The sequence below is a fragment of the Oscillatoria sp. HE19RPO genome (assembly GCF_024220515.1).
GTDB lineage: Bacteria > Cyanobacteriota > Cyanobacteriia > Cyanobacteriales > Laspinemataceae > Laspinema.
Window position 1 is genome coordinate 1 of sequence record NZ_JAMXOT010000069.1, and the last position, 24605, is coordinate 24605.

The 24605-nt window shown below is 47.0% G+C and carries 14 protein-coding genes; 6 read left to right on the forward strand and 8 right to left on the reverse strand.

Annotated elements, in window-relative coordinates; genetic code table 11:
- Window positions 1-193: 193 nt before the first annotated feature.
- The 3 genes from NG833_RS07335 to NG833_RS07345 all read right to left on the reverse strand — a co-directional run bounded on the left by NG833_RS07335 (window position 194) and on the right by NG833_RS07345 (window position 5121).
- On the reverse strand, window positions 194-1561 hold the full coding sequence (locus NG833_RS07335) for a transposase (RefSeq protein WP_254564647.1): 1368 nt from the start codon (window positions 1559-1561) through the stop codon (window positions 194-196).
- Between the two features lie 881 nt (window positions 1562-2442).
- A complete protein-coding gene (locus NG833_RS07340) occupies window positions 2443-3363 on the reverse strand; it encodes an XDD3 family exosortase-dependent surface protein (protein ID WP_254564648.1) in 921 nt (306 codons plus the stop codon).
- A gap of 54 nt (window positions 3364-3417) precedes the next feature.
- Window positions 3418-5121, reverse strand: a complete 1704-nt coding sequence (locus NG833_RS07345) for a choice-of-anchor tandem repeat NxxGxxAF-containing protein (protein ID WP_254564649.1) — start codon at window positions 5119-5121, stop codon at window positions 3418-3420.
- A 116-nt stretch (window positions 5122-5237) separates the two neighbouring features.
- Between NG833_RS07345 and NG833_RS07350 the strand changes: the two genes are divergently transcribed.
- Complete coding sequence (locus NG833_RS07350; RefSeq protein WP_254564650.1) at window positions 5238-5375, forward strand: hypothetical protein; 138 nt, start codon at window positions 5238-5240, stop codon at window positions 5373-5375.
- Here the strand turns inward: NG833_RS07350 and NG833_RS07355 are convergent.
- A complete protein-coding gene (locus NG833_RS07355) occupies window positions 5362-10659 on the reverse strand; it encodes a S8 family serine peptidase (RefSeq protein ID WP_254564651.1) in 5298 nt (1765 codons plus the stop codon). The two genes, NG833_RS07350 and NG833_RS07355, sit on opposite strands and share 14 nt — an antisense overlap.
- Window positions 10660-10747: 88 nt before the next feature.
- Here NG833_RS07355 and NG833_RS07360 point away from each other — a divergent pair, with 88 nt between their 5' ends.
- From NG833_RS07360 to NG833_RS07380, 5 genes are all read left to right on the forward strand, one after another.
- Window positions 10748-11008 carry a hypothetical protein gene (locus NG833_RS07360; protein WP_254564652.1) on the forward strand — a complete coding sequence of 87 codons (261 nt, stop codon included), beginning with the start codon at window positions 10748-10750 and terminating at the stop codon, window positions 11006-11008.
- A 160-nt stretch (window positions 11009-11168) separates the two neighbouring features.
- Window positions 11169-11780 (forward strand): hypothetical protein, encoded by a 612-nt coding sequence (locus NG833_RS07365; RefSeq protein WP_254564653.1) that lies wholly within the window; start codon window positions 11169-11171, stop codon window positions 11778-11780.
- Window positions 11781-11801: 21 nt separating this feature from the next.
- Window positions 11802-12710 carry a DUF1822 family protein gene (locus NG833_RS07370; RefSeq protein WP_254564654.1) on the forward strand — a complete coding sequence of 303 codons (909 nt, stop codon included), beginning with the start codon at window positions 11802-11804 and terminating at the stop codon, window positions 12708-12710.
- Between the two features lie 33 nt (window positions 12711-12743).
- Window positions 12744-15287, forward strand: coding sequence for a CHASE2 domain-containing protein (locus NG833_RS07375; protein ID WP_254564655.1), 2544 nt, complete (start codon window positions 12744-12746; stop codon window positions 15285-15287).
- Window positions 15284-16162 (forward strand): DUF928 domain-containing protein, encoded by an 879-nt coding sequence (locus tag NG833_RS07380; RefSeq protein ID WP_254564656.1) that lies wholly within the window; start codon window positions 15284-15286, stop codon window positions 16160-16162. The genes NG833_RS07375 and NG833_RS07380 overlap by 4 nt, the downstream gene beginning before the upstream one ends.
- A gap of 55 nt (window positions 16163-16217) precedes the next feature.
- On the opposite strand, the gene NG833_RS07385 is transcribed toward NG833_RS07380, so the two are convergent.
- The 4 genes from NG833_RS07385 to NG833_RS07400 all read right to left on the reverse strand — a co-directional run bounded on the left by NG833_RS07385 (window position 16218) and on the right by NG833_RS07400 (window position 24449).
- Complete coding sequence (locus tag NG833_RS07385) at window positions 16218-18968, reverse strand: CHAT domain-containing protein (RefSeq protein WP_254564657.1); 2751 nt, start codon at window positions 18966-18968, stop codon at window positions 16218-16220.
- Window positions 18920-23233 carry a filamentous hemagglutinin N-terminal domain-containing protein gene (locus tag NG833_RS07390; protein ID WP_254564658.1) on the reverse strand — a complete coding sequence of 1438 codons (4314 nt, stop codon included), beginning with the start codon at window positions 23231-23233 and terminating at the stop codon, window positions 18920-18922. Before NG833_RS07390 ends, NG833_RS07385 begins: the two co-directional genes overlap by 49 nt.
- A 93-nt stretch (window positions 23234-23326) precedes the next feature.
- Window positions 23327-23674, reverse strand: coding sequence for a hypothetical protein (locus NG833_RS07395; RefSeq protein WP_254564659.1), 348 nt, complete (start codon window positions 23672-23674; stop codon window positions 23327-23329).
- A gap of 139 nt (window positions 23675-23813) precedes the next feature.
- On the reverse strand, window positions 23814-24449 hold the full coding sequence (locus tag NG833_RS07400; protein ID WP_254564660.1) for a PEP-CTERM sorting domain-containing protein: 636 nt from the start codon (window positions 24447-24449) through the stop codon (window positions 23814-23816).
- Between the last annotated feature and the right edge of the window lie 156 nt (window positions 24450-24605).

The window sequence follows — 24605 nt, forward strand, 5'->3', positions numbered from 1 at the left end:
CGAGTACAACTTCATCATATTGATGGAAACCATGACAACTGGAAACCTAAAAACTTGACGGCAGTACATGAATCCTGTCATGATTATATCCACTCCAGCAAGCCAATTGGCTAGATTATCGGGAGCCGGATGCGGGGAAATTTGCAGGAATAGTTCTAACAGGGAGATGCGGGGTTTTATCGCCCTAGCCCTGTCAAGGTGAATTGTGAGAGGGGTGTAAAAGCCGAAAAGTGGACAGGTGGGGATGTTTAGGATCATAAATGGGAGGTCCTTTTTTCTTCTTGGGACCTCTGGGTTGCTTGAGAAACTTTAGCAAATCGACTTGCTGGCTGAGAAACAGAAGGACATCACCTAGCTCGGTTAATGACATCGAATCAAATACCTGCCAATGAACAGGTTCTATTGCAATCATCATTCCTCGATAGACGGATTGCATTTCTTCGACCATATAATAGGAGGAAAGCCCCGCTTCAATTTTGCCGGGACCATGCACGGTAGCTAAAGCCGCACGGACTGTGGCTAAAATATTGTAGGCGACTAACGCCAAACAAAAAGAAAACAAAGCCGCCTTGGGATACCCCAAGGTCTTAATTTCACATTGATAATTTTCGGTAACCACTTGAAACAAGTTTTCGATAGTTCGGCGATTTCGATACAAAGACGCCACCAGGCCAGTCGAAGCCTTTTCTGAAGAAAGAGTGGTAAAAATCGCCACTTCTTTTTCTCCACTTTGAGTGGGTTTAAATAACCGCAGCAGGACTCGCCGCATGACTAAACTTTCTCCGTTATTAGTAATGCGAACTTTTGGTTCTAATAACAATCCAGCGTCAATTTGGCCAATTGATTTTAATTCACTCACGGCTTCCCAGGGCATCGTTTGATGTTCTCGAATGACAAAGGATGCCCCTTTTTTGTTCAACCCCAATAAGAAATCCCTGGTACACATATTCCGGTCAGCAATCCATAATTCATCGGGTTTAACGGTTTCTAAAACTTGAGAAAATAGCCGTCGTTCGTTCAGATGACCATCTTCACACAAAAAAACATTGATGGCTAAGTCCAAGTCCGGGTCTAGTACGACCAAAGACTTGCCAGGTAATACTTTGGCTCCTTGCTTTTTGAGTACATCTAAGCGATGTTCCGTTCCAGCCAAGCAATTTCCATCCAAAATTCTGACCTTCATTCCCGGTACAAGTCCTGGCATTGAATCCCTCCAGCCTTGAATCAAAGATGCTAAGGGAACGCAGGTATCTCTGAGGAGGGCTTCACTAACACCAGTTTCCACTCCATTAAGTTTGTCGTACAGGGCAGTCCGGCTGACGTTCAACTTAACGGCTTTAGATTTATAAGCGGCATTTACAGAAGGATGGATTCCACAGACAACTAAGCTCATCAGATTGACTAGACTAGAAAATAGTAAATCCCTTGTGTACTGAACTTCAGCATTGTTCTCAAAAATTCTTTCAATGGAGTCGGGTCTAAATGTTCTTTCCATTAGAGTTCGCATCATCACACTGACTGGGCTGTGTTCGACAAATCTTTCAAATATGGCATCTAACATTGGAATTACTCTCCCCTGGTTTTTACTGACGAATATTACTTAACCTACCCAAAAAACAGAAATTCTCGCTCAAGAATATTATCAGAGTTGTCTTACCTGGGTCACACCCCTAATGTTTTTCAGGGCCATCCCTGAGCCAGGATGACTCTATGAAGTTCCTTAAACACAACGAGCCGGACCGCTCAAACATAGGGACCCAATTATCCATTCTATCAGGGAGCCAAACCTGATTCGCCTCTAGTGTAACGCTAAGGGGGCAAGCTTTCTTCGCGCCCAAATGGCACGCTCTATGACGCCAAATAGTGCCTGACAGCTTTCAATGGCTAGGAAATGACCTCATTTGTATTAGGGGACCTGGACCCAGGCCAGCTCTGTCAACAGGTATTTTTGATTCATTTGAGGGATACCATTTTATACAGCACCCCCTCAAGTTACCCTTTATAAGGTGTCATTAATTTCTGATATTTGAGAATTCATGGAGCCTAAAAGGAGCCATTTTCGGCTCCTTTTATGGCTCCACACCAGACTAAGTATCGGAATATCAAGGGTTTTGGCCTGTTTTTCCATCACCTTGACAGGGCTAGTTTTATCGCCCCCATCGACCCTACCAAAGGTTTCTGCTCTTTTTTGATTAAAGGAGGTTCTCCCCACTCCCTGGGGAAATGAATCCTTTCAGAGGGAATTGATTTAGATAGTGACGAAATTTTTGCTGATGTTCGCGATCGCACCCGGACTCCGGAACAACCTTGCTAATGGTGTTTCTTGTCTCGCTTCCACAGTTAACTCTGATATCTATAAAAAAACGCGGTTTTTTTCTTGGGGTAAAAGAGCGATCGCTTTGTGGGAAAAAAATAGCGATCGCTACCCCAAACGGTTACACTCTAACGATATGACCTTGAACAATCTGAAGAATATCCCAAATCGAAGGATTTGCTACGCCGACGGAACTTCCCGGAGACTCCAGCTAAACCCGCCAAGAGTAACAACCCCATCAAACTAGAAGGTTCTGGTACTTTACGACGTTCTCCCTGAATCGCGATTCCGTCATTGGCGCATTCAGCAAAAATATGAGCGGTATAGTCACCAACAGGGAACAAAGCGCGATCGAAGCTGAATCCAATGGTATAATTTCCATTGGCATTAAAGTTACTGAAATCCACTCCAAACTGATGCAACGCCAGTTCGCTTTGAAACTCAATATCTCCCACTTTATTGCCGGTTTCTATTTCATTGAGAATCGTCCACCGTCCATTTTGCTCGAAATAAGGATCCGTCGCGGCTAAATCCCCCATTCCTGGAGTCGATCCTTCAGATTCTACATAGTTATTGTAATGAGTCAGGTTGAAAAAGCCCGGATTGATTTCGGTTACATTTTTAGCAGTAACATCGCTGTAAACGCCCAAATAGGGAACGCCAGAATCGTTCTCAGCAGCAAAGCGGATGCCAAATAAGTTACCATTACTGCTGGCAGTATTGAAATCTTGGCCGGAAAAGTTAAAGAACAAATCTCCCCAGGTAATGCTACCACCTTCAGCATTGGCATCGGCAAATCCTGAGAGGGGTAAATTGGCATTGAGAGCGATTATTATTTTATCCGCATCTTCTTTGATTGCCATGCCATAAAACTCAAAAACCCCACCACCGACAGAATTCCCCGTCACCCCATCATCAAACGAGTCAATGGCATAATTCCACCCATTGTAGAAAACTCCGGCAGTGGCGCGATCGCCAGTGACGGCAACCAGGCATAAAGTGACGGTAGTGGTTGCTATCCAGTAAAAAAAATTTCGCAAGACTTGCATAGAAGAATGCCCCCGGTAAGATAACAGAAAAATGCGATTGCAGTGGTGAAAAAGTCAACTAGAGGAATCCAGCGATCGCGCTTTGCGTTTTAGGGTTGCGATCGCACCAGCAGTACCCAACGCCAGCAAACTCAAAACCGACGTAGGTTCCGGGACTTTTTCCGCTGAATTCTTATAGCCGATCGCATACATATCAAAACTGGCCGTCGTCGTGTTAAAATCCAGTTTGATAGGGAAAACTGCCGGATTCGTCGGGTCAACATTAATGCCAGTAACGGTAAATTCTGAAACCCCTTTTCCAAACAGAGAAACAAAATCGATTTTATCTCCTGGCAGAAACTCCCCTAAAATTGTTTCTCCCACTGCGATCGTAAATGGATTGTCAAACCCATTGGGAACGTTAAGAATCTCCGTAAACAGAGAATCTCCCGTCATCTGATACCGGAAACCAGTCGCAGAAGGCGGATCGTACCACCGACGTCCCGGTGCATTGATAAAACTATACAATCGTCCGTCTTCTCCGGGGTCGTGGGTTGCATCTGGCATCAACGGATTTGTCTGACACTGACCCTTGCCTGGATTGGCGCGATAAATACCTTCAATCCCGCTCTCCAAACTCGCCCAAAATGCAATCTGACAGTTGTCATTAATGCTTTCTCGGTCAATTGAAAGAGCCTTAACTTTCGAGCCAAAAAGCTCATCACCGACAGCAATCACTTTGTCTTGCAAACTATGACCCGTGTAGATGCCGAAGTTCCATCCTTTTTCAGCAATAAAGGCAACCTCGCTATCATTATTCATCGCCGGACTTCGAGACACACTATGAAACGGAGCGGTATTGCCAGAAATGATGCTAGTCCGGTCTATTGTACTACTCAATATCGCGGCACTATTCCACCAAGTATTTAACCCCGTGCGATAGAGAACTCGTCCGCTATTGTTAATGCTGGCGTCGTGATAGCGTCCCGTTGCGAAAGTAGCCGGGTCGGACATAATATTATTAATTGTCTGACCGTCTTGACTGGTAAAAACACCGTTAATGCCCGTAAAAGCAACCTCTCCCTGATTATTTAGAGAAGGTCTTTGGGATTGGATGGGACATTCGCTACCGCTGACGGTACTGCCACTACAGTGGGTGATTTGCGTGGTGGTAGTGCCATTGCTTTTGAAGATTTCTTGACCTCCGGCATCGAGGGCAGCAAAAAAGGCGACTTCTTGATTATCGTTGAGGGAGACTCCGGGTGCAATACTGCTAAAAATGCCGTTAGTATCGGCAATAGTTTGGTAATTGGTGGTAGTGGGATTGCCCAGCAAAATGCCGCTGCCACCTGTATTGAATTCAGCAAAGAAGGCAACTTCTCCATTTTCGTTCAGAGAAAGACCCTGCCCCAAACTTTTAAAATCATTCAAGGTGGTGGCAATGGTTTTATTTTGGCCGTTGCTGTTGACAAATAGCCCGGTGACTCCGGCAGGATTTTTTAAGGATGCAAAAAAGGCAACTTGTCCGCTATTGTTGATAGCAAGTCCTTTGTAGGGGGAGGCAGGGTCGTGAGTGGCAGACCAATTCCAGTTGGTATGACTCCAAGATGTGGAAAATCCCTGACCGAAACTGCTGTAGTTGCTACCGAATGAAAAGCCGTTTTGCTCGCTACTGTCGGCGATTCTGATGAAAGTATAGGCCTGAACGGGTTCTGAGGCGATCGCGCTGGTCGATAAGGCGATCGCTGCCACGGATAAGATTTGATAGGGTTTCTTCATTTTTGTTCTCCATTGAAGCATAATACAAGGGTTAGGGTTTGCACTGCTGAAATTTCAGGTGCTACTGTTTTAGTGGGGACAACATTGGCAGATTATGCAGATTGAGTTAGGAAATCTTGACAAATGGGAGAGAAGTTGGAGAGAAGCGATCGCCTGGGGGAGGAGGGGCGATCGCTGTCTGGGAAAATGATAGTGTGAGAAATCAGTTGGGAAGTTACTCCCAACTCATCGGTCTAGAGCTTATCCCCAGTTAACGCTTGCATTTCGATTGACGCTATATCCCAGCCATTCTAGGCGATTATACACACCGGACGTTATCTTTGGATCCAGACCGTATAAATCCATAATTCCATCCATACCCAGGGTGTCATCATACTGTGCTTCATCAAGACCTAGAGCATGACCAATTTCATGCATAGCTAGACGAAGTAACCAATTATGGGATAACTGGTTGATGTTGTTGCTGTTGAAATGAATGCGTCCTTCTCCAGCATAGCCACCATTCAAATCCGTCCGACGTTTCTGTTCATAATCCATATAAGCTTCAGCTCCTATGTTAGGATTCCAGTTACTGCCATGCATAGTTCTTGAACCTTGAGTTATTGCAATTCTGAGAACTCCACTGGATACCTTATCTCTGGTGATAATGTTTTCCCAGTTTTTAGCAGCTTGCTCAATCAAATTCCTTTGAGTCCAAGTAAAATTCCCATAAAAGTCAAGGCGGATATCGATATCGGGATTACCCACTGGTTGTCGCCAAGAGGGTTGCTGACCGGGACGCAGTGCTTCAGTGCGTCCATTATGGCGGTTGTAAGCGATGCGACCCCCTTCAAAATCAGAGAAAATGGTATCGCCATCAATATACTCACGACGGGTAGGCATCCTCAGCCAATGATAGGCTCCATTCAGATCGGTGTAAAGATTGCCAATACTTCCCCATGTGGCAACACTCCGACCTAAGTGATGAATACGAGATTTGCCATTGTGTGCAGAAAAAGCTTGCCACGTCGCATATCGACCATCGGAACGATTTAGACGATTTTCATTAGAACGAGGGAACCCCAGAGTTCCTGTTGGCCCACCCATTTCCATATATTCTTGGTAGTTACCTCCCAGTACCCAGAACGCTTCATTTTTGCCATTTTCTAGCATCAGCAGCCGTCGTCCACCAGGGCCGTTGAACTCTTGCACCCATCCGCTACCATTGGGGCCACTTCGCCACTGTAACGAGCCGACAAGCTGCGTACTCCATTGACGTTGAGACCAATAGGCATCTTTTAAAGCCAGAATCTGGTTGCGAGAACGTCCTGCATACACGGCATTCCAAAATAGATCCCAGCTTTTTGTATTTTTGTACTCATCCCAGGAAAAGGCAAAAGCTCCCAGTCCTGGACTACGAACCATAAACCCATTCGTAGTATAAACAATTTGCCAAGTGCGACCTTGTCCATCTTTCCCCAAATATTGAGGCCCCGAACTTGTGATGTTACCGATCCAGCTTTGAGTACGGTCATATTCTCTGCGCCAATCCGATCCCATCGCACTGGCTTTGTTTTGAGACCGCCAATCCGTTGCACGTTCTGTTGGTATTGGTGAACGATTGGGATCGATTTGACCTTCTGGTAGCACTTGAGGTAATTCCCCAACCGCAATCCCACTGCTGCTGGGATTATCCGCTGCGCCGAAGATTTGACCGGCGGTGGAGACCAGTCCAACCACGGTTGCGGCACCGGTGCGCGGGTCAACTTCTAACTTGCGACCATCGTCAGTAAAGGCAGTGAGAACTCCATTGAGTAAGGCCAATCCATACACATTTCGGAACCCTAACTTTCCGATAATTTCCGATTGGCCGGTTGTGATATCTACACTCACCAATTGGTCGTTGTTCCCATTCTTAACGGTGGCTAAAATTTGATGGCTACCGTTAAAGAGAATATCCCCACTGCTTGGCCCTCCCAAAGACGCAACTTCAACGGTTTTGCCGGTGTCGGGAGCAATTAAAAATACCTTTCCAGTTTGGCTATCGGCACCATAGAGTTTGCCATCGGGAGAGAAGGTTAAGGCGTTGATATTCTGTCCGGGTGGGAAGCGACCCACCCCTGTTTCTCGACCCGTTTCTGGATCGATCGCAGATAGGGTTGTGAAAGTCGATCCATATAATTTGCCGCTGGGCGCTACTGCAATATCGGTGAAACTTAGTCCTTGGTAAACTTGACGTTGCTCGCCAGTTTCGGTATCGAGGCGCAAAATCTGACCGGCACTGTTGGATAAATAGAGGATACCATCGTCCGCTTGAGTTGAACCCAACAGGGGAGTTTTTAAGTCGGGAAGGGTTCCCGTTGAGAGTGGCGATCGCTTCGGTTCTGGAACTGTGGACTGCGCCAATTCTACGGCTTGTGCCATATTCAGCAATCCCACACCTGTCTCGGCATCCCAGTTCGGCTGGTTCAAATCGGTAGCCGTCTGCTTGAGAACATCGATGACTTGGCGATAGCTGAGATTCGGATTGGCAGCCCACACTTGTGAGGCAGCACCCGTTACTTTTGCAGTCGCCACAGATGTGCCAAATCCGGTTCCGGTGCTATTGCCTTCAGTGGAGACGACAGGATTCTCTGGCGTGCCTCCATCTGCGACAATATCTAAACCATCACCGTAGCTAGAATACTCGGCGCGAGTATAAGCTTGTTGAGCCGGTGCACCGGAGGCAGATGTATCTACTGGCTTGGCTGCACCTACGGTAATTACATTGTCAAATTCGCGGGAAGCTTTACCCAGTGCTGACATTTCACCAGCTTGGTTGCCACTGGAGACTACCACTAATACATTATGCTGACGTGCGTATTCTAAAGCTCCTCGTTCGACTGGTGTGAGTTGGGTGCGAGTGGTAAGGCTACCATCGGGATTAATTTGAGTGAGGTCAAAACTGAGGTTAACGATCGCATTCGGTTGTCCGGATGTCTTGGCAACATCCACTGCATCGATTAACGCTTCTGCCCATTTTCCAGACCCTACGGCGCGACTTGCTAGGATGGGGGCTTGGTTATTGATGCCATCAATGCCAATGCTGTTATCTTGTTTGGCGGCCAAAATTCCGAGAATGCGGGTGCCATGTCCGTTGCTTTCTTCTGCCTGTAAGGTAGGGTCAGCATCATCTTCGAGATAGTCGCTTCCCCAGGTAATTTGACTGTAGTCAAGATGGGGATTATTGCCACTGAAGTCACTATCGATGACAATTATTTGCGGTTGGTCTTTCTTAGGAAATTCCAACTGAGGCTGTGCTGGTGCTGATGGAATTGGAGTGGTTTCTTCGGTTTCTTCGGTATTTTCGGTGTCTTCGGTATCTTCGGCAATAATATCAGTTGGGTCTTCTGATTCAGGGTCGTCGGCAATAATATCAGTTGGGTCTTCTAATTCAGTTTCAGTGTCCTCGGCAATAATATCAGTTGAGTTTTCTAATTCAGTTTCGTCTGCAATATTATTAGTTGGGTCTTCTGATTCATCACCCGTATCGATAGCATCCTCTACCACTTCAGTTTCATCAACCTCATCTGTGGCATCACTTACTATTTCAGTCTCGTTATCTGCCTCATCAATCGTTTCGTCTACGACTTCATCAATTTCGTCCCTGGGTGACTCCAATTCTGGATCGTCGGTGATATTATCAGTAGAGTCCTCTGCTTCTTCGGGATCGTCGGTAATATTATCAGTGGATTCTTCTGATTCGCTATCCTCAGCGATCGCCTCAGTAGATTCCTCTGAGTCGTCCACAGCGTCTGTAGAGGAATCCACGACTTCCGTTTCATCCTCTGTCGCCTCATCAGTCGGAACCTCTACAGCATCGCTGCTTTCTTCTGATAGTTCATCAGACTCGTTAGCAATAGTATCTTCCTCGTTTGTTGCTTCCTCCGGCGTGATTGACTCTTTCACGTAATCGATTAACTTTTTACCCATGTCGGTGTTGCGCCAGTCTTTCCCCTCACCGACTACCTCATCCATTAATGCCGCTTTACCTTTGGCACCTCGGATTTGTAAAACGATATCATTGTAATCTTTATCCGTGCCGCGATCGAAGCGCAAATCTTCCCAGGCAAAGGCACTTCCATCCCCGGTCAAATCGGCAATTTGTCCCACATGATATTCATCATTGGGGTTGGCGGTGGCAAGAGAAAATAAGGGACGAATCGCACCAGAAGCGTTAGGATTATCTATCACCTGCTGCACGGTTCCATTCGGCACTAACATCAGGAAAAACTCATCCCCCGGACTCATCAAGAAGGTTTTCACGCCTTCGTATGTGCCGAAATTCCAATTTCCTTCACCCAAACGACCCGTAAATTTGGCACTTTCACTGATATCATTAATAACCAGATGACCGAGTTCGGTATTACTGGCAGCGCGAGTTGCCGCTTCTTGAATAAATTCAACGGAGTTCGGATCTAATCCTTCCATCCCGGACAAACTAACGATCGCTACTTGGGATTTGAACGCGCCACCATCAAACAGGAAGTCGATACTAACCTCACCGCTTGCATCGACTTTGAAGGTGCCCATATCAAAGTTAATCTCAGAAGTGGCGATCGCTTCATCCCGAACGACATCTGCACCATCTTCCTCGGTTTCATTTGTAGCAGCTTCCTCACCGGCATTGTCTTCGGTTTCGCCGGTTACATCTGTCTCAATTGTTTCATCGCCACTGTCAGCAATTTCCTCAGTCTCTCCGACAGTATTATCTTCACCGGCAGTATCGTCGGCAGGGGTTGACTCAGGGGAAGTTTCTTCGTCTTCAGTGACGGCATTTTCGGGGCGATCGCTTTCTTCGCGATCCACATCTTCAGTGGCAGTTTCCTCTTCCACCACTCCATCAGAAACCGTTTCATCAGTTGCCGTTATTTCATCTGACTCGGTTTGGGAATCGGCAGTATCATCCGTTGCAACCTCTACATCCTCGTCCGTTTCACCTGCCTCTGTTTCGGTTGCCTCATCCGTTACATTCGTGACAGAAAAGGAATCATCAACAGCAATTTCATCCCCTTCATCCATCACCTCATCACCTGATTCTACGGATGAAGTTGTTTCCCGATCGGTATCACCGTCAACGGATTCGTCTGCGCTTTCGTCATTCTCTGCATCTAAATCCTCACCATCTATAGACGCTTCTGGTGCAATTTTCTTTTCTACTGCGACACTTGCAACGGGATTAATCAACGGATCTGTTTCATCCGGTAGTGGACTTTCGTCTTCGTTAAGGGGTAATTTTGTCAGAGGATCGACCTCAGACTCCCCGCTTCGTGCTTCTGTATCTTCACCCGAAATGGAAGTCGTAGAAGTTCCAATCTCATCCGAATTAGTTCCCGTTGAATACAAGTTGGGATTGGAAACTAAATCCTTGTCAAAACCACTATCATGAGGTAATTTGTCTTCCGGTTCATACCCACTGCTACTTGGAGGGTTAGATAACGGGTCGTTTTCGAGTCCTTTCAGTAGCGGATCGATTCCAAAAGTTTCTTGGGTATTGGTATATGCACCGTCTAAATCCATGATGGTTATCCTCTTTAGGGTTGAGAGAATGGGTAAACGTATGTGAACACTAGGTTTGGGAAAATGGGAAGGCCAATTTTCCCGGCTGTTGAGTTTACTCGGAGCGATCGCGGCAAATTATGCAAGGCGATCGCTCCGATCGCCTAAGCACCTCTGCCTCTGCCTTAATTTTTCTCTCGGTCTTGACTTGGCTTTTTTACGGGTTCTTTTGACGATTGTTACAAAACTTTACATTGAATCCCCTGAGTTCCTCGGTTCGGGAGTAGGCGATCGCTATATGGCGGCTGGATTTCAAGCACTTTTTACTGCTCGTCTACTGATACCCAATCCGGTTGGTAAAAGTTGGTAAAAGTAGGCATGGCTCACCTGACTAACTAAAATGGCTAAATTTAGGCTTCAGCTTCCAAATGTAAAGTTTTGTAAAGAAATCCGAGAGCATCCGTAAAAACCTTTAATGCCGTCAGATAAGTAGGTAAAGCAAGGCAAACAGAGTGCATCGAGATTGAGTCATGGACGAGGCAATCCAAAATTTGGCGATGGAGGCGAAGCGGCATCCTCCCCAGAGTAAAGAGCGACAGTTGGCTTTAACCAAGCTGATTGAGGCGATCGCACACTCTGGGAAACTCTGCCGTCCGCGCCAAGGGCAATTTTCCCATGTCTATGAAGATATTTATGCCGAGGCGCTATCCCAACTGTGGCTTTTTGTCTGCCAACATATCGAGCGCTACGATCCGGACAGAGCCTCATTTATCTATTGGCTCAATTACCTACTTAAAAAGCGATTTATCGTGGAAGCCATCAAAACCGTAGTCGGGAAACCGGATATAACGATCGCTTCTTCTGATGAGATCGAGCAGATTCCCCAAGGCGAAGCGGAGCCTTCCACCACGGAACTCCTGTGGCAATATATCTTAGAGGATCCAGAAAACCGATTAAAACAGAAGCGCCTCAGAAATCATCCAACTTTCACATTTCAAACCTTGCTAAAATGGCGAATGGAAGGGATAAAGTGGAAAGACATATCAGCGCAAACCGGGGTAAAAATAGCGACTCTTAGCGATTTTTATCAACGGGAACTGAAACAAGTTCATTCCATTTTAAAAGATTACTTGAATAGCTAAAATTTATCTAGGAAATTAAACATGATGACTAGCATCCATCAAAACCAATTAACATTCACCACACCGCTCACCCGCTCCTGGCAGGACATCGCCCGGAAATTTAGTCGCCAGCAATCCAATCCAGTCAAGGCAGAACGGGTTTATCGCAATACTTTAGCCGTGTTAGCGGTAAACTTCTACTGCAAGTGCATGGGAATTGCAACGGATTTAGAAGAAAGCGACAGTTGGAATCCGGTGATGCAAACTCTATCGGATGTGGCAGATTTACAACTTAAGAATATCGGAAAAATCGAGTGTTGTTCCCTGTCGATCGCATCGGAAATTGTAGAGATTCCAGCGGAGGCTTGGGGCGAGCGCATTGGTTATGTGGCGGTGCAGTTTAGCGAATCGGCCAGAGAAGCGACATTATACGGATTTATCAAAACCGTAGAGATGGAAGAAATTCCTTTGAGTCAATTTCAAACCCTGGAAACTTTCCTGGATTATATCCATCAACTGCAACCGAAACCCGCCATTCAGTTAACCCAATGGCTACATCATATTTTTGAGGCCGGTTGGGATACAGTGGAAGAAATTTTAGGGCCACAAACAACAGAATTGGCCTTTAATGTTAGACGGGCCAGTGTTAAGCGAGGTAAGGTAATAGAATTAACTCGGGCGGGTGAAACTGTGGCGTTGGTGGTGGGAATGAAGCCCGCACAAGCGCCAGAAATGGACATCTGGATTGAAGTCTATCCCACTGATGAACGAGTGTATCTTCCCCCAAGTTTAAACCTAATCATACTGGATGCAGAAGGGGTGGCAGTCATGCAAGCGCAAGCCAGAAATACGAAGAACATTCAACTCAATTTTAGTGGGGAACCCGGGGAACAATTTAGCGTTAAAGTCACGTTAGACGACGTGAGCGTAACGGAAGCCTTTATAATCTGAGTCAAACCGCTGTGATTGTCAGGGGAGGCCATTGTGGGAAAATTAGTTGTCATTAAACTAGATGGCGATTTCCAGCGTCAAGAGGTTCGGGTGATGCTGGAAATCGGCTTGGAGGGCGATCGCCCTTGGATCGAGTTACCTGGGAAGCTCCCTCGGTCACCTGAGTTGAGTACACAACTGTACGATTGGGTGGAAAAATATCGCAACATTGGCGAACCTTCCCGACGAATCAAAACCAAAAAAATTATTTATGATGGGGGGATTGAGAAGCGGATCGAGGAATGTTGCGAAGCTGCGGAAGTCTTGAGCGATCGCTTCAATGATTGGCTAGAATCCCCAGAATTTCGCCACTGCGATCGCCGACTGCGCGAAGAATTAAGCCGGGAGGATGAAATTCGCGTCCTGATTCGCACCGGCGATCGGCAGCTACAGAAACTTCCCTGGCATTTATGGGACTTTTTTGACCGCTATGTTAAGGCTGAACTGGCTCTGAGTCCCCCCTCGGTTCAAGCTGTTACCTCATTAAAAGTACCGAAAAAGAAGGTGAAAATTTTAGCCATTCTCGGACATGATGAGGGAATTGAGACAACAGTCGATCGCCAAATTTTGGAAAATTTGCCCCATGCTGAAGTCAAATTTTTAGTCAAACCGCCGTATCGAGAAATTAACGATTCCTTGTGGGAGGAAAATTGGGATATTTTATTTTTTGCGGGTCATAGCGAGAGTGAAAACGAACGGGGGGTCATTTATATCAATGAACGGGAGAAGTTATCTATTGCCGAGTTGAAATATGGATTGAGGAAAGCGGTGAATCGCGGTTTGCAACTGGCGATTTTCAACTCTTGTGATGGATTAGGATTAGCTCAGGAACTGGCGGAGTTACAGATTCCCCAAACGATTGTCATGCGCGAACCCGTCCCCGATCGCGTCGCTCATGAATTTTTGAAAGATTTTCTCCAGGCATTTTCTCATGGGGAACCTTTTTATCTGGCAGTACGAGAAGCGAGGGAAAGATTGCAAGGGTTAGAAAAGCAATTTCCTTGTGCAACTTGGCTGCCAGTTATCTGTCAAAATCCTGCGGTGAAGCCGCTGAATTGGACGGATTTAATCGTTCAACCCACACCGGAACCGATTGTGCCAGCAGCGCAACCCATTGAACGATCGCCCTGGCAGACTGTGAGTACGGTGTTATTTGTGAGCGTATTGGTGACTAGCTTAGTGATGGGAATGCGCTCCTTGGGGGTATTAGAACCACTGGAACTCAAAGCGTTCGATCGCTTGATGCAACTGCGTCCCTCGGAAGGGTTGGATTCGCGGATTACGATTGTCAAAATTACCGATAAAGATTTGCCATCACCGGAACAAACTCCCCTCACTTCCCTACCGGATGACAAGCTAGATCGGCTGCTAAAAATTTTGGAACCGTTACAACCTCGGGCGATTGCCTTGAATCTGTATCGCGATTTTCCGGTGAATGTCAACTATCCCGAATTAGCTGCCAAACTACAGCAAAATTCTAGTTTTATTGCCCTTTGCGCGGTGGGTAGCCATACGCCGGATAAACCGAGCATCGCACCGCCGAATGAAGTTTCAGAAACACTCCGCCTGGGATTTGGAGATATTTTACCGGATGATGATAGGGTTTTACGTCGGTATATTTTAGCCATGTCTCCTAGCGATTCCCTTTGTCAAACGGACAAATCTTTTAGCCTGCAAGTGGCACGACATTACCTGGAAGCAGAAGGCATCAAACTAAAATTAACGCAACAGGAGTATTTTCAACTGGGACGGGTGGTTTTTAAAAGTTTGGAAAAAGATAGTGGAGGCTATCACGAGTTAGATAGTCGGGGACATCAAATTTTGCTGAATTATAGAGCGGGGGGAAAAGTAGCAGAGGAATTAGAGCTATCGGATATTTTACAAGGGAGAATAGACCCGGATTTAATTCGCGATCGCATTGTGTTAATCGGCACCACAGCCAGCCATATCACCAATCTACCGACACCGATCGCTTACGATAAAGATATTTCGCGATTGTATGATGCCAATCCGCGTCGGGAGAAAACATTAGAGATGCCGCCAGTGGTGTTTCAAGCTCATGCGATCACGCAAATCTTGGGTGCGGTTTTAGACAATCGTCCGCTATTGGGGGTGTGGCCGAAATGGGGAGAAATGCTGTGGATTTGGGGATGGTCTGTAGTCGGTGGTTTGGTGGCGTTTTACTGGCGAACTGGATGGCATTTGGGAACGTTTTTCGGTGCTGGATTGGGTAGTTTATTGGCGATCGCCTTTGTGTTGTTAGTCAAAGGGGGATGGTGGGTGCCTCTAGTGCCGTCAGCGATCGGATTTCTCACCTCGGGTGGTAGTGTGGCGGTGTTACTACGGTTGGGAATCCAAGGAGGAATCGCGATCGCTTCTTTATCTGGGCTTTCCTTTTTACTTTTGATGGGGGGTGTTTGGGTGCCGTTGCTTCCATCGCTGTTAGCATTGATATCCACCAGCGGGATAGTCTTATTTTACAACCGCTTTATCTTAAATAAAAATATTGAAATACCCAAACTAACCGACAAATTATGAGTAAAAAATTTGAGATTAATAACAGCATTCAAATTTGGGTGATGTTGGCCTGTTTAATGGCCGCTTTGAGCTACTGGGTACTGCCGGGAAATGGACAGATTCCACCCTCTTTTAATCCGTTGCGCTTTATTCCGCGAGAGGTATATAATGAAGATACTGCTGATGGTTCGGGTAATGGAAAACCGGGAGATACAGAACCGGGTGGAGGAACTCGTCCCAGTAATGTCGAGGGTAGTTTATGTCCAGAAGAAGTGGAAAAACCATTAAAAGCTTTAGTGCCTTCGCAAATTGTGATTGAGCAGACAGAAAGTGGCGATCGCAGGGTAGAATATGTGGAAGAATATACGGTGTTCGATTCTCCCACGTTCTGGTTTTACGTGCCTTATCGCGCTCCACTTCAGGCGGAATTTGCATTAGTCAATGAAAATGCCGAAGAACTATATAGTACCACGATAACGTTACCGGAAAATCCTGGAATAATTGGGATTGGGGTTCCCGCAGCTAATGGGGGGAAACTGCTAGAAGTCGGGAAATTTTATCGGTGGCAACTGAGCATTGTCTGCTATCGGGATCGCCCTTCTTTAAACAATTTGTTCGTTCAAGGTTGGGTGCAACAGGTGAAACCTTCACCGCCAATCCGTCAGTGGCAGGGGATAAATGCACAAGAATTGCCGTATGAGACACTCCGCCAAGCAATCTCGGGATATGCGAGTGAGGGAATTTGGTATGATGCACTGACGCTATTGGGCGATCGGCGGTTAGAAAATCCATCGAATACTGAGATTGCAGTAGATTGGCAAAGTTTGTTAAACTCAGCTAATTTGGGTGATTTTGCCGATGAAGCGATTGTCGAGCATTATGCGATCGAACGATAATCGCATCCGCCTTATGGGAGGAATGGGGGACTTTTCTCTCCCTCCCCAATCGGGACTATAACCAATTGCCAACCAACACAAACGATGCCCAATAATAAGGCGCTCTTTTATTGATAAATTCCTGGCGGATATCATCTTGTGCCAAACGCAGCGCTTCTGCTTTGCTGAGTGCGCGAGGGTCATTCAAATAATAATAAAATCGATTCATTAAAAGGGCGCTGGTTTCATCGTCGATATACCACAGAGAGGCAACGGTACTGCGGGCACCCGATCGCACTGCAACTCCCGCAAGTCCCAACACCGCGCGATCGTCCCCTTCTGCGGTTTTACAAGCACTCAGCACTAACAGTTCGATAGGATTAGGTTGGTTTTCGGTTTGTTGGGTGAAAATCGTGCTTAATTCATCGAGATCGATCCGTCCATCCCATGCCTCAATTCCCGTTTTTTCGGGTTGGGAACTGAATTCGCCATGAGTGGTAAGGTGAACGATCGCAAACGATTGTGAATTAATCTGATTTTCCAAGGTTTCTTTTTTAAATTTTTGGTTTCGCAGTTGGCGACTCGAATTCACGGAATCTTCAATCAAGTTGAGTTCTCGATCTGCGTATTCAAGTGCTGGCAATCCGCGCAAGGGTTCGGTAATTCCAGCTAATAGCGCGGTTAAAGATTGTTGAGCGAGGGGTTGAGGATTTTTTAATTGAAGACCGATATTGAGGGCGACTGCATATTTCTGGACGACATATTCTCCGTTACTGTTAGATAGAGCTGCCATCGGAATATTCCGCAATCGACCCTCTAGCACAAACACCAAAGTTTTAATGGGGTTTACCTGAGAATTAGATGCAGTTTCAATCGGTTGAATTAACCAGTTATAAACTTCGGGCAATAGCTGTTTCGCCTCAGTAGTAATAAAGCGTTCTTCTAATTCTGTTCTGAGAGTATCTAGTTTCCGATCCACTTCCTGTCGCGAAATCTCTGTCTGGAAATACAGCAAGTCTGAGGAACCGGGACGTTTTACGATAACGGCTAATCGTTGGGGTAAAACGATGGGATAAATAATGGCTGCCTGATGTTCGTCTGCGAGGAGATCGAGTTCGACGGGGGTTTCGGTTTGCAAGCTGCACCGCAAAAAGTTCTCTAATTCTGCTAGTTGCAAATCGGCGATCGCCTGTCGGGCTTTTTCTAAATTTTCGCTACTGGGATTTTCGCCTTGCAACAGCAAGTCTACAAATTCTCGATACAGGGGTTCGATTTTTTTTTGGAAAGATAGCTGAATGTCTGGATTAATTCCGGTTAAATCTTTCCGAACTGATTTTAAACTGGCAATGGCAGCATTATAGAATTGCAAGGCGCTGGATTTTTCCTGGTTTTTCTGTTTAATTCTTGCCATTTGCCATTGCCACTGATAAGCAATTTCTGGAGCGTCTTTCGCTAAAGCGATCGCCTCTTCGGTGAGTTGTTGCGCGGACAACCAATCTTCCTGCTGTTCAAACAACCAAGCGCGATTTCCCAAGGCGTGAGAGCGCAGTCTGGCATTGCCGAGTGCTTCGGCTTGTTGTTGGGAAACTGTTAATAATTCTTCGATTTGAGCCAATTTGTAACGATTGCTTTGATTTCTCAGTTCCCAAAGACTGCGGGCGAAATTAATTCGGGCGTAAATTGCGATCGCACTGGTGGGTAGATCGTCAAGTTCAGATTGAATTTGTGCGACTATTGTTGGCGCTGTTGCGATTCGCTCCTCCTCGATCGCCAGACTCAGTTGATTGAGATATGCTTGCAGACGAGTGGCTGGAGAAGTAGCGGCGATCGCCGCTTGCTGGTAAAATGCCAAAGCATGGGTAAAATCTTCTTTGGCGCGAGCGGTATTCCCTAAATTTAGTAAAGATAAACTTATTTCTTGAGGCGATTGTAGGGTTTCAGCCACTTGCAAACTCTGTTCCAAAATTTGCTGCGATCGCTCCAAATAACCCAACTCTCGCAGCAGGTTTCCCAAACTCCGGAGTGCCATTGCTTTGATCTGGGAGTTGGGTTGTTGCTGCAAACTGAGGATAAATTCATCTAAATTCGACTGTTTCGGCGTTGACTCGGGAGCGAACGATTCCTCTAAATTTTCTGTTTTTGCTGTTAAATATTGCGACTGAGCTAAGGATTCGCAAGTCAACCCCTCTACCTCTAAAACTTGCAGGACACTATTGCAAGCTGCGCGGGAAAATCCCATTGATTCCAACGCTTTTGCTTGATTCATCAAGCTACCCCTAACGCCTTCGCGATCGCCTGATTTTTGATAAGCAATTTCGGCCTGTTTCCAAGTCTCCAAAGCGGCTTCAGCTTGTCCTTGCGCTAACTGTAAATTTCCTTGCGCGTTCAGGGTTTGCGCCATTACAGACAGTGGAACATTATCGGTATTTTTTAATAAATTTAAACTGGTGGCGATCGCATCACTTGCTTCCTGCCATTGTCCTAATTTTTGATAGACTAACGACAGATAACTTAAACTGACGGCGCGATCAACAACCGCATCGCCAAACATCGCTTCTGCCTGTTTTAACAGTTGTGCCGCTTCTAAAAATTCCCCATTCTGATAAGCAGTACGAGCGCGTTCCAATAACGATTCTGGCTCAATAGATTGAGCAATCGCCGGGTGAGCATTTTCTGCAAACCCTGATAAACCCTGTCCGATTTGTGCCGATAATACTGGCAGATTCAGACTGATAATCAGTCCGCAAATCGCCCAACCCATTAACTTAAATTTTAATTTCAAAATAAATCGGAAACTATGGTAAAATATATCCCGTTTTCTTGCCATGTTTTCTCTCTCGAATCGAAATTTACTAAAGGAATTCCCCAATCTACCCGCGCCGTCAAACGGTTGCCAAACTGCATTCGCAATCCCACTCCCGCCGACAACAACGCATTCTGTTCTGGATTGGGGCGATCGTCGCTATTCCAACCCACCCCGGCATCCAAAAACGGTGCAAATTGCACCAACCGTCCACCACCCGAAACAACAGGAATTGGCAACCGCAATTCCACCGAAGCTAACGCACCATTATCAGTCAGTAAAGCATCTTGACGATATCCCCTCATCCGATCTTGACCTCCTAAACCAAACTGTTCAAATGGCAATAAAGCATTCGGCGACAGTTGCAGATCCCCCCGCACTAATAGTAAACTATTATCAGTCACTCTTCGCACCCACTGCGCCTGACCTCGCCATGCCAAAAAGCGACTATCCGGTTCGCTGTTATTAACAGTGGCATCAAACCACCCCACTCCCAAACTCAATTGAGAACGCGCTGCGAACACTTGCTTGTCCTCCCGTTGCGTCCATTCCTGAAAAAAACGCAAAGCTGAAATCCGCGTTTGTCCCTCCTCATTCGCACCCGGAGAGAGGGGAAAATCCACGCCTAATAAAGAAGTTTGGCTATTGCGTCTCGAAGCAGTAAAACCCAATGCGAATTCTTGAAAAACATATTCATCTTCGCCATTTTCTCGCGCTTTTTTCTGAATGGATTGAAAGGGTTGCCGATAAGCGATTTCATAAACTTGAGAATCCGCTTCGATTTCCAATTCATTGAATGGCGCTTCCACAATTTTACTATCACCCCTGCCGTAGTAAAAATTCAGGGTTCCATTGCGAGAGTTCAGGGGAATTCCGTAGATAATATCCCAAGTATTGCTACCATCAGTATGGCTGTAAGCAACCGTTGCCACATCTCCCAATCCCAGGAGATTGCTAAAATTCGTTTGCACCGTTTGCCGGAAACTACCGACACTGGGAGCGCGGTTATTATCTAAACTCACTTGCGTTCCTAACAATGGTTTTTCTTGGACAGTTACGGTTAGTAAATTGGTACCGGGACGCACTCCTGGGGAGAGTTCTGCGGAAATAGTTTCAATATTTTCATCCAGTTGGAGCAATTGCAGCGCGGTGAGTACCCGTTCGGGATGCACGGGTTCTGAAATAATCCGCTCTAAACGTTGTTGAATATAGCTTTCATTGAGTCTGCCATTGGTGCGAACGGCGATATCTTCTAACTGACCTTCGACGACTTGAATGGTGACAGCGCCATTTTGGACGATTTGCGGGGGAATGTACGCGCCAGAAGTGAGATAACCGGCATTGAGATAAAGTTGAGCGATCGCCGATCGCGCCTCTAAGAGGCGATCGAAGGTGAGGGGTTGCTGGAGAAAGGGTTGGGTAACGGCGGCGAGTTGTTCGGGGGTAAATACAGTGCTGCCGATCGCCTCGAATCGCTCTACTTGAACGGTTTGGGAATTGGGTTTGTCCGGGAATGCGGCAATTCCCTCCCCAGATGCCAATCTCGCTTTCGCTCTTCTTGGCACACAACCTGTGGCGATCGTCTCCCCAATTCTCACCTCAGTTGCCAATGGCGGTGCGATGAGTACCCAGTCACCATTCTCGTTCATTTCCCAATCCCGCGCCTCAATCATGCGATCGCGCTGGGGTAAGGTGCGATTGATGTTGTTTTCCTCAGTTTGACCTTCTTCCGAAATCCCATTCAAGCGCCAATCTTCCCACACCTCATCGCTGGTGAGGGGGTCAGTCGGGGAGGGAGGCAACCCACCGCGTCCCGTTTGCACGAACTCACTTCCCTGACCGAGACGACACACGGTATCATCAATTAACCTGGCAACATCGACGGTTTCATCTGGCAATTCCACAAACCCTTTGCTGGGGTCTACATCGGGAGTGTTGATGCCGATGGTTCCACTCAGGGAAGGATCGGTGCGGGAAATGGCGGTGATGTCATTGGTGGAGAGAGTATTGGGGTCGAATTGCGTCAAATCTTCGCCGAGTTCGCTTTCTAGTTGTTCCCGCGTCTTCGCCTCCAGTCCCAGGATGACATCCGTATCGATCGCGATCGCACCCCCAGAACCGTTGAAAGCGTTGGCGGAGATATTGCTATTTTCCAATCCAGCGATCGCTTCCGTATCGATGGTGATATTGCCGCCATTGCCAGGATTATCCTGAGTGCCTGCAGTGGTGGAAATGTTGCTATTTCCGCGTAAGATAATCGTTTCGGCATTGATGCCAATGTTACCGCCTTGTCCGGAAACCGTTTCGCCAGTAAGAATTGCAGCATTTCGCAATTCCAGGGAGTCGCTATTCACCGTGAGACTGCCTGCATTCCCCGTCGCTTCCCCACTCACCGAGAGTTTTGCGCCATCTCGAATCGTGAGATGATTGCTGGATATTGTTAAATCTCCCGCATTTCCAGACCCTAAAGTTTGAGTGAATATACCGCTGGGAAATCCATCCGGAGTGGTCCCACTGAGTTCTACGGAGTCCGATACGATGGAAATGCTGCCACCGGGAAACGCACCTAATGTTCCCGCCGCGATTTGTCCGCCATTGCGAACTGTCAAGGATTGCGAGTTAATTGTTAAAGTGCCTCCCTGACCTTGACCTACCGTACTGGTGGAGATGCTACCGCCATTATCCACCAACAGGCGATCGCTCTCTAGGGTGATATTTCCACCATTGCCGGTTGACTCCTGTGCCACCTGAGCAAAGATACCGCTAGGAATCTGCACTGTGGTTCCGCTCACTTCGAGCAATTCCGAAGCATTCAAGCGGATATCTCCGGCGTCTCCCTCACCGAAGGTACTGGAACTGATTTGAGCGCCATCGCGAACGATCGCCTGGTTCGTGGCGATCGCAATATCTCCGCCATCTCCACTCGATTCCATATCCGCATTGACAAATATCCCGGAAGTGCCGACCAGTTCTACGGTTGAAGCGGCGATCGCAATGTTTCCCCCGTCTCCCGCACCAATCGTGACAGCACTGACTTGAGCGCCATCTCGCACGGTGATGCGGGGACTGTTTATCTCGATATTGCCACCCTTTCCGGCACCTTCAGTGTTGGTAAAGATCCCGCTATCGAGCCCAAATATCTCCCCTGTCATCGGGTCAGCGATCGCGCCTGTGGATCCGCTGATTTCGATAAACTCTAAGGCATTCACCCTGACATTTCCGCCATTGCCGGTACTCCCTGGCAGCGCTGATGCTGATGCCTGTCCCCCATCTTGGAAAATGACCTGCCGCGCCGTTATCTCGATATTGCCGCCATCCCCTGCACCTTCGGTTTCTGCCAGCAACCCACTGGGAAATCCCGCTAAATCGTTGCCACTCAGTTCCAGAGATTCAGCGGCGCGAATCGTGAGATTGCCTCCTGGCGCTTCACCATCCGTAATGGTTTGGACGAGGGAACCATCGCGCAGTTCGATCCGCCGACCCTGCAACTGGATATCCCCACCTGCCTCTCCACTGGTATCGATCGCACTGCCTTGGGACAGTTGGATATCTCCATAAGTGACTGTTGATGCTGTTTCTGATGGTTGTTGGAGGGGAATCAGAGACAATTCACCGGCGATCGCCGAACTGACTTCGATGCGTCCCGACTCTGCCGATAATGCCGCGCCTTCTAAGAAAACATTTCCCCCTGCCAGGGTTAAGGTTTCACCGGGACTGACTTGCAATTCAGCGCCTCCCACTGCAATATCCCCAGGATTGCTGCCATATTGCAATCCGATGGGAGTGCTAATTGTGAGTTGAGGTGGAGTTTGAACGTCAGTGCCAAACTGAGTGCGATCGGCAAACGTGAAGCGATCGGCGGTGGTTGCCAAAAACGATCCGCCGATATTGAGTTGAGCGTTAGGACCAAAAACGATCCCGTTCGGATTTAATAAAAATAGATTGGCGGTTCCATTGGTTGCGAGAACCCCATCAATATTAGAAACCGAAATCCCGGTGATTCGAGTAAAAATATTTTCAATGGTCGGATCGTTGTTAAAAAAAGCAGCAGTATCGGTTGGGATGGAAAATTCTTGGAAACTGTGGAATAAATTAGAGCCCGATGAGGTGCCACCGTCGATAATTAAAGCATCGCCATCCGGGGTGACAATGGAGTTAACAGGTAAGGTGGCATCCGGGACAATTTGCGCGACGGCAATCGGGGGGAACAAGTAAAGCGCGATCGACAAAATCGCCAATTTCCCGGTAAGGGAGGATCCAGATATCTGCGATCGCTGCCTGTGACCCATGATTATTGCTCCTTGTGGTTTTTCCCGCCCGGAAACGAATTATAGACCAAAAGCGGGAAAAATCAAACTGGAGGAACCACAGATTTCACGGATTTACACGGATGATGAACGCGATCGCATAGTACGCAGTTGGCGTTTGAGCGCTAAACCGACTCCCAGGATTCCCAACACTAGCACCCCCACATAATGAGACGAAGGTTGTGGAACTGAAGTCACGGGGGAATTTGTTTCGGTTGCCTCAAATGAAATTGCCTTCACTTCAATCATTCGCTCCTCTCGCTCGAACAAACGATTGAAAACGGGTTCATTCGCTTTGATCCACCGCCAACTGCGAGTAAAAGTGGGACTCCGTCCCCAGACGAAAAAAATGGGAATCGTCTCTGCTTGATGACCGGAAATGTCTTGCAGTTCGCGGTGTTCCAGATTCCAAAAATAAGTCATGGTTCAGTTACTCCTTTAAGTTTAGCCTAGTCTGTCTATTTTTCTGTGTGCCTTTGCAAAGCATTTTTAAGGCCAATGGCGAAAATTTTAACAAATTTATGGAGTCTGTGGCGGGGAAAGAAGCATAGATTTCAGGGATTTACACGGATGATGAGCGCGATCGCATAGTACCCAGTTGGCGTTTGAGAGCTAAACCGACTCCCAGGATTCCCAACACCAGCACCCCGACATAAGATGACGGTTCTGGAACTGAAGTCACGGGAGAATTTGTCTCGGTTTCTTCAAATGAAATTTCCGTCACCTCAACCACTTGATAGTCTTGTGTAAACAAACGGTTGAAAATGGTTTCATCGGTTAGCGGATTTTCACTTCTAAACCGAATGGGATTGGCGGTATTGATAAACGGATCCAAAATATCATTTTGCGCCAAAACTAAGAAAATATCGTCTTCGGAAGAGACTTCCTGATGGTTCACCGAGGTTAAATTAATGCCGCCATTGGTATTATTGCTGCTAGAGGCGAGAGAGCGAAGTTGCCACCAGTAAACATCATCTGGTTGTTGACCGAACGTATTGGTAAAATTTTCATCCGGGTCGATCCACCATTGACGGCGGTTAAAACTGGCACTGCGTCCCCAGATGAAAGGAAGGGAAATCGCCTCAGCATTGCTATTTGTCGTCGATTGAATGGAGAGGAAACCCCCGCTGAGACTTTCGATTTGATGACCGTAAAGGTCTTGCGGGTTTTGGTGTTCCAGATTCCAAAAATAACTCATGGTTTAGCTGCTCCTTTGAATTTAGTGTGGTCTGTCTGTTTTTCTCTCTGCGCTGCCAAGGCATTTTTACGGCCAATGGCGAAAATTGTCATAAAAGTTTACACTTGCCAGATTAAACGAGCGATGGCGAATGGCGATCGCACTGCGCTGACTTCT